This window comes from Plastoroseomonas hellenica (genome assembly GCF_018129085.1).
In the GTDB taxonomy this organism is placed as follows: Bacteria; Pseudomonadota; Alphaproteobacteria; order Acetobacterales; family Acetobacteraceae; genus Plastoroseomonas; species Plastoroseomonas hellenica.
In genome coordinates this window covers 48,434-56,112 of the sequence record NZ_JAAGBB010000041.1, presented here as the reverse complement: position 1 = coordinate 56,112, position 7,679 = coordinate 48,434, and the positions used below count along the sequence as shown (strand labels likewise).

At 68.9% G+C, this 7,679-nt stretch carries 9 protein-coding genes; all 9 read right to left on the bottom strand.

What is annotated here, in order from left to right:
* Positions 1-351: hypothetical protein (locus GXW71_RS25965; protein WP_211855606.1), on the bottom strand; the 351-nt coding region annotated here is incomplete at its 3' end.
* 64 nt (positions 352-415) lie between these two features.
* On the bottom strand, positions 416-1,039 hold the full coding sequence (pgsA, locus tag GXW71_RS25960) for a CDP-diacylglycerol--glycerol-3-phosphate 3-phosphatidyltransferase (protein WP_211855605.1): 624 nt from the start codon (positions 1,037-1,039) through the stop codon (positions 416-418).
* A gap of 95 nt (positions 1,040-1,134) precedes the next feature.
* Positions 1,135-3,018, bottom strand: coding sequence for an excinuclease ABC subunit UvrC (gene uvrC / locus GXW71_RS25955; protein WP_211855604.1), 1,884 nt, complete (start codon positions 3,016-3,018; stop codon positions 1,135-1,137).
* 371 nt (positions 3,019-3,389) lie between these two features.
* Positions 3,390-3,785 (bottom strand): dihydroneopterin aldolase, encoded by a 396-nt coding sequence (gene folB / locus GXW71_RS25950; protein WP_211855603.1) that lies wholly within the window; start codon positions 3,783-3,785, stop codon positions 3,390-3,392.
* The gene (locus GXW71_RS25945; protein WP_211855602.1) at positions 3,782-4,564 is read right to left on the bottom strand and encodes an SDR family oxidoreductase; all 783 of its coding nucleotides are present in this window, start codon (positions 4,562-4,564) and stop codon (positions 3,782-3,784) included. The genes folB and GXW71_RS25945 overlap by 4 nt, the downstream gene beginning before the upstream one ends.
* Before the next feature lie 33 nt (positions 4,565-4,597).
* Positions 4,598-5,044: a VOC family protein gene (locus tag GXW71_RS25940; RefSeq protein ID WP_246526891.1), complete on the bottom strand. Its 447-nt coding sequence runs from the start codon at positions 5,042-5,044 to the stop codon at positions 4,598-4,600.
* 13 nt (positions 5,045-5,057) lie between these two features.
* Positions 5,058-5,843, bottom strand: coding sequence for an ABC transporter ATP-binding protein (locus GXW71_RS25935; protein WP_211855601.1), 786 nt, complete (start codon positions 5,841-5,843; stop codon positions 5,058-5,060).
* Positions 5,844-5,910: 67 nt separating this feature from the next.
* Positions 5,911-6,684 carry an ABC transporter permease gene (locus tag GXW71_RS25930; RefSeq protein WP_211855600.1) on the bottom strand — a complete coding sequence of 258 codons (774 nt, stop codon included), beginning with the start codon at positions 6,682-6,684 and terminating at the stop codon, positions 5,911-5,913.
* A gap of 4 nt (positions 6,685-6,688) precedes the next feature.
* Positions 6,689-7,639, bottom strand: a complete 951-nt coding sequence (locus tag GXW71_RS25925) for an ABC transporter substrate-binding protein (RefSeq protein ID WP_211855599.1) — start codon at positions 7,637-7,639, stop codon at positions 6,689-6,691.
* Positions 7,640-7,679 lie beyond the last annotated feature (40 nt).

The following is a 7,679-nucleotide window of genomic DNA, read 5'->3' as shown; positions in this document are numbered from 1 at the left end:
CGGCCCGCTGCTGCCGCGCGGCGGCGTCGCGTCGCTGCGCGGCTGCGTCGGGGTCCGCCGCAGGTCGCGGTCGAGCCCGGGGCGCGGGACCGGGGTGTAGGAGGGGATGTCGCGCACCGCCTCGTCCGGGTTGGCGAGGGTGCTGCGCGGCGCTTCTTCCGGCATCCAGCCGAGATTCGGATCGGATTGCACCGCTTCGCGCGTGGCGGTGTCGCCGAGGACCCGGCGGATGGTCAGGCTGTCGCCGGGCGCGGTCGGCGTGCTCGACATGTTGAAGGACGGCCCGTCCTCGGCCGAGCAGCCGGCAAATCCCAGCAGCGCCGCCAGAGCTGCCGTGTGGATGACTGCCATTCGCTTTGCCATATCTGCGCTCTGTTCCTGATGTAACGTGTAGATGCGCTGCCCGAGCCCGGGCTCAAGGGTGCAGCACGGGGTTGTTTTCGCCCGGCGGTTGGATGCGCTTGGCGTCCGCGGCCACCGCGTGGTGCAGCCCGGTCCGCAGGTAGTCCCAGCCGGTCATGATGGTCAGCACCGCGGCTGCCCAGAGCAGGGCCTCACCGATCAGCGAGATTGGCAAGGCGCCGAGCCCGATCACCGCCGCCCCGCTGTCGCCCGCGAGCAGGGTGCCGAGTGCGCCCATCTGGAACCCCGTCTTCCACTTCGCCAGCCGCGTCACCGGCAACCCGGCCTTGAGGCCAGCGAGGTATTCGCGCAGCCCGGAGACCAGGATCTCGCGCAGCATGATGACGATCGCCGGAAACAGGCCGGCGGCGGAGAGGCGGCCCATGCCGGCCAGCATCATCAGCGCCGCGCCGACCAGCAGCTTGTCGGCGATCGGATCCAGCATGCGTCCGAAATCGGAGGTGAGCTGGCGGTCGCGGGCGATCTTGCCGTCGAAGTAATCAGTGATGCCGGCGACGCTGAAGACCAGGCAGGCGCCGAAATCCGCCCAGGGCTCGTGGATCGCCGCCAGCGCCACCATCAGGGGAATGGCCGCGATGCGCGACAGGGTCAGGATATTGGGCAGGTCGGTCGGCATGATCACGCTCAATGTCCCGCGACCCTATAGCAGATCGACGGCGGCGGGAATTCGCCGCTCGCCAGCCGCCTCCCGGTGCCGAATGACGATTCCGCCTAGGCGGCGCCGGGGTGGAAATGCTCATGGATGCGTCGCGCCATGGCGGGGCCGACGCCGGGGCAGTTCAGCAGATCCTCGAGCCCTGCCTGCCGCACCCCGCGTGCCGAGCCGAAATGGTTCAGCAGGCGGCGCTTGATCGCGCTGCCGACGCCGGGGACGTCGTCCAGCTCCGACCTCGTGATCGCCTTGGATCGCCCGGCGCGGTGGGTGGTGATCGCGAAGCGGTGCGCCTCGTCGCGCAGGCGCTGGAGGTAATAGAGCACGGGGTCGCGCGGCGGTAGCTGGAAGGCGGGCTTGCCCGTCTGATGGAACCATTCCCGCCCGGCATCGCGGTCCGGCCCCTTGGCCACGGCGACGAGGGGGATGTCCTCGACCCCGAGCCCCGCCATCACCTCCCGCGCCGCCGAAAGCTGCCCGGCGCCGCCATCGATCAGCACCAGGTCGGGCCAGGTGCCGCTCTCGCGGCCTGGATCTTCCTTCAGGGCGCGGCCGAAGCGGCGCTCGAAGACTTCCCGCATCATGGCGAAATCGTCCCCGGGCGCGATGGGACCCTTGATGCCGAACTTGCGGTAGGCCTGCTTGAGAAGGCCTGCGGCGCCGGCGGCGACCATCACGCCATAGGCATTGGTGCCCTGGATATGACTGTTGTCGTAGATCTCGATGCGCTCGGGCGCTGCCGGCAGGTCGAACAGCGTGGCGACCCCGGCCAGCAGCGCCTCTTGCGCGGTGCCCTCGGCGTAGCGGCGCTCCAGCGCCTCGCGCGCGTTGGTCTCGGCATGCTGCACCGCCTCGCGCTTTTCGCCACGCTGCGGGCGATGCAGCTCGACGCGCCGCCCGGCCTTCAGCGTCAGCGCCTCGGCGATCAGGTCCTTCTCCGGCGGCTCGTGGCTCAGCAGCACCAGCGGCGGCGGCGGCAGGTCGTCGTAGAGCTGGCCGAGGAAGCTGCCGAGCACCTCCTCCTCCGTCTCGCCCTCCTTGGCGTGGGACAGGAAGAAGGGGCGGTTGCCGTTGTTGCGGCCGCCGCGGAAGAAGAAGACCTGCACGCAGGACTGCCCGGCGATGCGATGGATTGCCACCACATCGGCATCGCCGACGCCGTCGAGGTTGATGCGATCCTGTCCCTGCACATGGGTCAGGCCGCGGATGCGGTCGCGGATCGCCGCCGCGCGCTCGAATTCCAGCTTCTCGGCCGCCTGCTCCATCTCGGCCGCCAGGCGCTTCTGGATGGAGGGCGTCTCGCCCGACAGGAACTGCTTTGCCTCCCGCACCAGCTCCGCATAATCCGCCTGCGAGATGCGGTCGACGCAGGGCGCCGAGCAGCGGCGGATCTGGTACAGCAGGCAGGGCCGGTCGCGGGTGTCGAACACCGTGTCGCGGCAGGAGCGCAGCAGGAAGACGCGCTGCAGCGCGGTCAGGGTCTGGTTCACCGACCAGGCGCTGGCGAAGGGCCCCCAATAGCTGGCGCCCTTGCGCCGTTCCCCGCGATGCTTGGCGATCTGCGGGTAGGGGTGATCCTCGGTCATCACCAGCCAGGGATAGGATTTGTCGTCGCGCAGGACGATGTTGAAGCGCGGCCGCAGGCGCTTGATGAGGTTGGCTTCCAACAGCAGCGCCTCGGCCTCGCTGCCGGTGGTGATGACCTCGAGCTGCCGGGTCTCGAAGACCATGCGGCGCAGCCGCTCGGGCAGGCGCGCGACCTGGGTATAGGCATGCACGCGCCGCTTCAGTGACCGCGCCTTGCCGACATAAAGGGCATCCCCCTTGGCATCGAGCATGCGATAAACGCCGGGCGACAGCGGCAAGGTCGCAAGTGCCGTCTCGATGACTGAAAGACCCGTCACGGATGGGGCGGTCTCGGCGATCTCGCTGGGCTCCTGCATGGGGCGGGATTAGGCGCGGGCCCTGCCTGTCGACAAGTCCACACTGTCCACGGCCCCTGTGGACAAGCTTGTGGAGGAACACCGCATCGGGGCTGCTCAGACCCGCTTAGAGGCCAGTTTGGCCGTGATTGCCTAAAATCTGGGCTTCGTGACCAAGGCGGTCTAACTCTTTGAAAATACACAGATATGTCGTGACAAATAGGCACACAAATGTGTCAAGCCCCTGATTTTCCTTGACCTGTAACTCCGATGACGCGGCTTGGTCATGGCGGTGGACAAATTCCTACTGCCCATTGCGGGGCCAGATCGAAAGCCCGCCAAGCGTTATGACTCAAGCGATTCCGCCCCTTCATGCTCGCCTCCAGCGCGAATCAGGCGCGGAACCGCTCTACCACGACGCCGACACTCGCCACGTCGGCGAAGGCGTCCGGCTTCTCCACCGTCACCCTCACGGCCAGGACGCGGTGATCCTGCAGGGCGGCGGCGGCGATACGTTCGGCGAGCGTCTCCACCAGCAGCACATGCCCCTCGGCGGCGACCCTCCGCGCCGCCTTCACGACCGCCTCGTAGTCCACCACCCGGTCGAGGTGATCGGGCCCGATGCCGGCGGGGGCATGCGGATCCTCGACCGCCAGCTCGACGCCGATGATGACGCGCTGCGGCGCCGCCTTCTCGTGCGCATAGATGCCGAGCCGTGCCTGCAGCTCCAGCCCGCGCAGGAAGACGCGCCGGATGCCGCGCGCGGCGTCGGGCGCGAAGCCGCTCATTCGGAGACACTTTCGCCGCGGGACGGCCACCATTGCAGATGCTGGCCGCCATCCAGCGCCAGCATCTGTCCGGTCATCGAAGGCAGTGACAGGATGGCGAGCAGTGCACGCGCGATCTCCTCGGGCGAGGTGCCGCGGCGCAGCGGCGTGCCGGCGCATTGGCGCGCGAACTGCTCCTCGCTCTGGCGGGGGCTCGGCAGGGCGGGGCCGGGGCCGATGCCGTTCACGCGGATCCGCGGCGCCAGCGCCAGCGCCATGGTCTGCGTCATCGCCCAGAGCCCGGCCTTGGACATGGTGTAGGACATGAAATGCGGGGTCAGCGACCAGACGCGCTGGTCGATCATGTTCACCACCACGCCTTCCGCCACCTCCGGCAATTGCTGCGCGAAGAGTTGGGTCAGCCGGAAGGGCGCGCGCAGATTGGGCTCCATGTGCAGGTCCCAGCTCGCGCGCGTCGCGTTGTGCCACTCGTCGCGCTCGAAGGTGGAGGCGTTGTTCACGAGCACCCCGAGCGGCCCGAGGGCCGCCGCCGCCGCCGGGAGCAGCGCCTCCGTCTCCGCCTCCCGCGAGAGATCGGCGCGCAGCGCCACGGCACGGCGGCCGAGGGCGCGGATCTCCGCCGCCGTCGCCTCGGCGGCGTCCTGGCTGCCGGCATAGTGGACGGCAATGTCAAAGCCTTGCCCGGCCAGCGTCAGCGCCAGCGCATGGCCGAGCCGCTTCGCGCCGCCGGTGACGAGCGCGACGCGGGGGATCGCGGCGGAGATGGGAAAACTGGTCACGACCGCGGCGTGTAGCGCGACGGTCGCCGCCCGTCACCCTCCGGCACGAGAGAGGGGATGCGCCAGCGACCAGACATGGCCGAAAGGATCGCGCAGCTTGGCGTAGCGATCGCCCCAGAAGGCGTCCATCGGCGGCAGCAGCGCCGTTGCGCCGGTGGCGATAGCGCGGGCGAAGACGGCATCCACATCGTCGACATTGATATGGATCGTCACCGGGCTCGCGGCGCCGGGCGGCGCATTGCCGGACTCGAATTCCGGGAAATGGTCGCAGAGATAGAAGATGCCGCCCTGCAGACCGAGCACCGCATGCAGGACTCGGCGCCCATCCTCGGCGGGATGGCGCGCGAGTTCCTGCGCGGCGAAGGCCTGGCGGTAGAAATCGATCGCCGCGGCGCCATCGGCGACGCAGAGGTGTGGTATCGGTCCGGGAACGGCATCCACCATGGCGGCAGTCTGCCATGTCCAAGGGACCTTGGTCATCACGCCCCCGCGCTCAGCCGATCGCCTTGCGCACCTCTTCACGGATTTCGGCCATCAAACGGGCCTTGAGCGCGCCGAATTCGGGCGTGGTCTTCACCGTCCATTCCCGCGGATAGGACAGCGGCACCTCGACCTCCGCCTTGATCCGCCCGGGCCGCGCCGACATGACGATGACGCGGTTTGCCAGGAAGATCGCCTCGTCGATGTCATGGGTGACGAAAAGCACCGTCTTCCGGTCGGCCTCCCAGATCTCCAGCAGCAGCTCCTGCATCAGCTCCCGGGTCTGGTGGTCGAGCGCGCCGAAGGGCTCGTCGAGCAGCAGGATCTCAGGATCATTGGCGAGCGCCCGGGCGAGCGCGGTGCGCTGCTGCATGCCGCCGGAAAGCTGGCGCGGCCAGTGCTCGGCGAAGCCGGTAAGGCCGGTGCGCGCCAGGAAGCGGTCCACGATGGCGCGTTGCTCCGCCGGCGGTAGTCCGCGCTCGCGCAGGCCATAGGCGATGTTCTCAGCGACGGTGAGCCAGGGGAACAGCGTGTAGGACTGGAAGACCATGCCGCGGTCTGGCCCGGGGGCCGCGATCGGGGCCTCGTCCAGCGTCAGCGTCCCGGCGGTCGGGCGGTCGAGCCCGGCGACGATGCGGAGCAGGGTCGATTTGCCGCAACCGGAGGGGCCGAGGATGGCGACGAATTCCCCGGGCTGCACGGTCAGGTCGGTCGGCTGCAGCGCGAGCGTCGGGCCGGCGCGGCCGCTGCCGGGGAAAGTCCTGGTGACACCACGGACGCGGAGCGTTTTGCGGCTCACGGTTCGCCGCCCAGTATCGGGCCGCCACACCACCCCTCGGCGCCGGGCGGCGGAAAATTGTCCGCCATCACAGCGTGGCCCAAGGGAACAGCCAACGGTTCAGCGCCTTGAACAGGAAATCGGTGATCAGCCCGATCAGCCCGATAACCACGATGCCGAAGATCATCTGCCCGGTGTCGAGCAGGCGCTGGCTATCCATGATCATATGGCCGATGCCGCTGGTCGCGCCGATCAGCTCGGCCACGATCACATAGGTCCAGGCCCAGCCGAGCACCAGGCGCATCGTCTCCATCACGTCAGGCGCGGCACTCGGGATGATGACCCGGCGCAGGATCCCGGCCCGCCGGGAGCCGAGCGTATAGGCCGCCTCCACCAGGTCCATGCGCGTCGCGCCGGCGATGACGGCGACCATGATGACCACCTGGAAGACGCTGCCGATGATGATGACGGAGAGCTTCTGCGCCTCCCCCACCCCGGCCCAGAGGATCAGCAGCGGGATGAAGGCGGAGGCCGGCAGGTAGCGCGCGAAGGAGATGAAGGGTTCGAAGAAGGCCTCGATCGGCTTGAACGCCCCCATCATCAGCCCGAGCGGCACCCCGATCGCGGCCGCGATCGCGAAGCCGCCGACGACCCGGAACACCGTCACCGCGATGTCGCCGAGGAAGTTGAATTCGGTGAGCAGCGACCAGCCGGCGACCAGCGTCTGCCCCGGGGAGGCGAGGAACAGCGGCGGCACGAAGCCGCCATAGGTCGCGAGCCCCCAGCCGGCGATGAACAGCGCGAAGAAGCCGGCGCCGAGCACGATGCGGGCGCCGGCCGAGACCGGCTTCAGCGGCTCCACGAAGTCAGCCGAGGAAGCTGGTGTTGAGCAGCGGTCCCAGGTTCACATCCTGGCGCACCACGCCGGTCTCGCGCTGCACGGTATGCGCCTTCTGCATGAATTCCGGCAGGCCGGCGGTGACGTATTCGCGGTTCTTCGCCTGGTCCAGCCATTCGATGTACTGGGCGCTGTTGCGGAAGGCCTCCGCGGTCTGGTTCACGCGTGCGCCCATGATGCCGAAGCTGCGGTCGGGCTCGGCCGCGATCATCGCGATGGCGTCGTACCAGGATTTCACCACGCGGCGCACCGCCTCCGGGTTGGCCTGGATGAAGGCCGGCTGGAAGCCGAGCGTATCCACCACGCAGGGATGCTGCACCGTGGTCGCCAGGATCTTGCCGCGATCGGCACCCATGCCGCGCACCTGCGAGAGATAGGGCTCGTAGGTCGAGCAGGCGTCGAACTGGCCCGCCACGAAGGCCTGTGCCGCCGGCTGCGGCGCGAGCGTCGCGGTGGTGACGTCACGGATCGAGGCGCCATTCTCCCGCATCATGTAGGCCAGCACGAAATAGGGCGTGGTGCCGGCGCCATCGACCGCGACCGTCTTGCCCTTGAGGTCGGCGAAGGAATTGATGCTCGGCCTGACAGCGACGCCGTCGCCGCCCTTGGACCGGTCAAGCACCAGCACCTGCACCAGCGGCGCGGCGCTGGCCCAGAGGATCATGGTGTCGACGGTCGTCACCACGCAGTTCAGCGCGCCGCCGACCAGCGCCAGGTTGCGCTCCCGCTGCGGGACGAACTTGGTCTCGACCTCCAGGCCGTTGGCCCGGAACAGTCCGGCCTGCTCGGCGAGTGTCAGCGGCGCGAAGCCGGTCCAGCCGGACATGCCGATGGTGATCTTCGGGAAGCTCTGCGCCCGCAGAAGGGCGGGCGCGACGAGGGTGCCGGCGGCGGCGCCAAGCATCGTCCTGCGAAGCATGTGTCGGTCTCCCAGCGGGGCCTGATGGCCCCGATTCCAG

Coding starts and splice junctions, on each gene's coding strand:
- pgsA (WP_211855605.1), bottom strand. CDS start 1,039: ATGCCGACCGACCTGCCCAATATCCTGACCCTGTCGCGCATCGCGGCC.
- uvrC (WP_211855604.1), bottom strand. CDS start 3,018: ATGCAGGAGCCCAGCGAGATCGCCGAGACCGCCCCATCCGTGACGGGT.
- folB (WP_211855603.1), bottom strand. CDS start 3,785: ATGAGCGGCTTCGCGCCCGACGCCGCGCGCGGCATCCGGCGCGTCTTC.
- GXW71_RS25940 (WP_246526891.1), bottom strand. CDS start 5,044: ATGACCAAGGTCCCTTGGACATGGCAGACTGCCGCCATGGTGGATGCC.
- GXW71_RS25925 (WP_211855599.1), bottom strand. CDS start 7,639: ATGCTTCGCAGGACGATGCTTGGCGCCGCCGCCGGCACCCTCGTCGCG.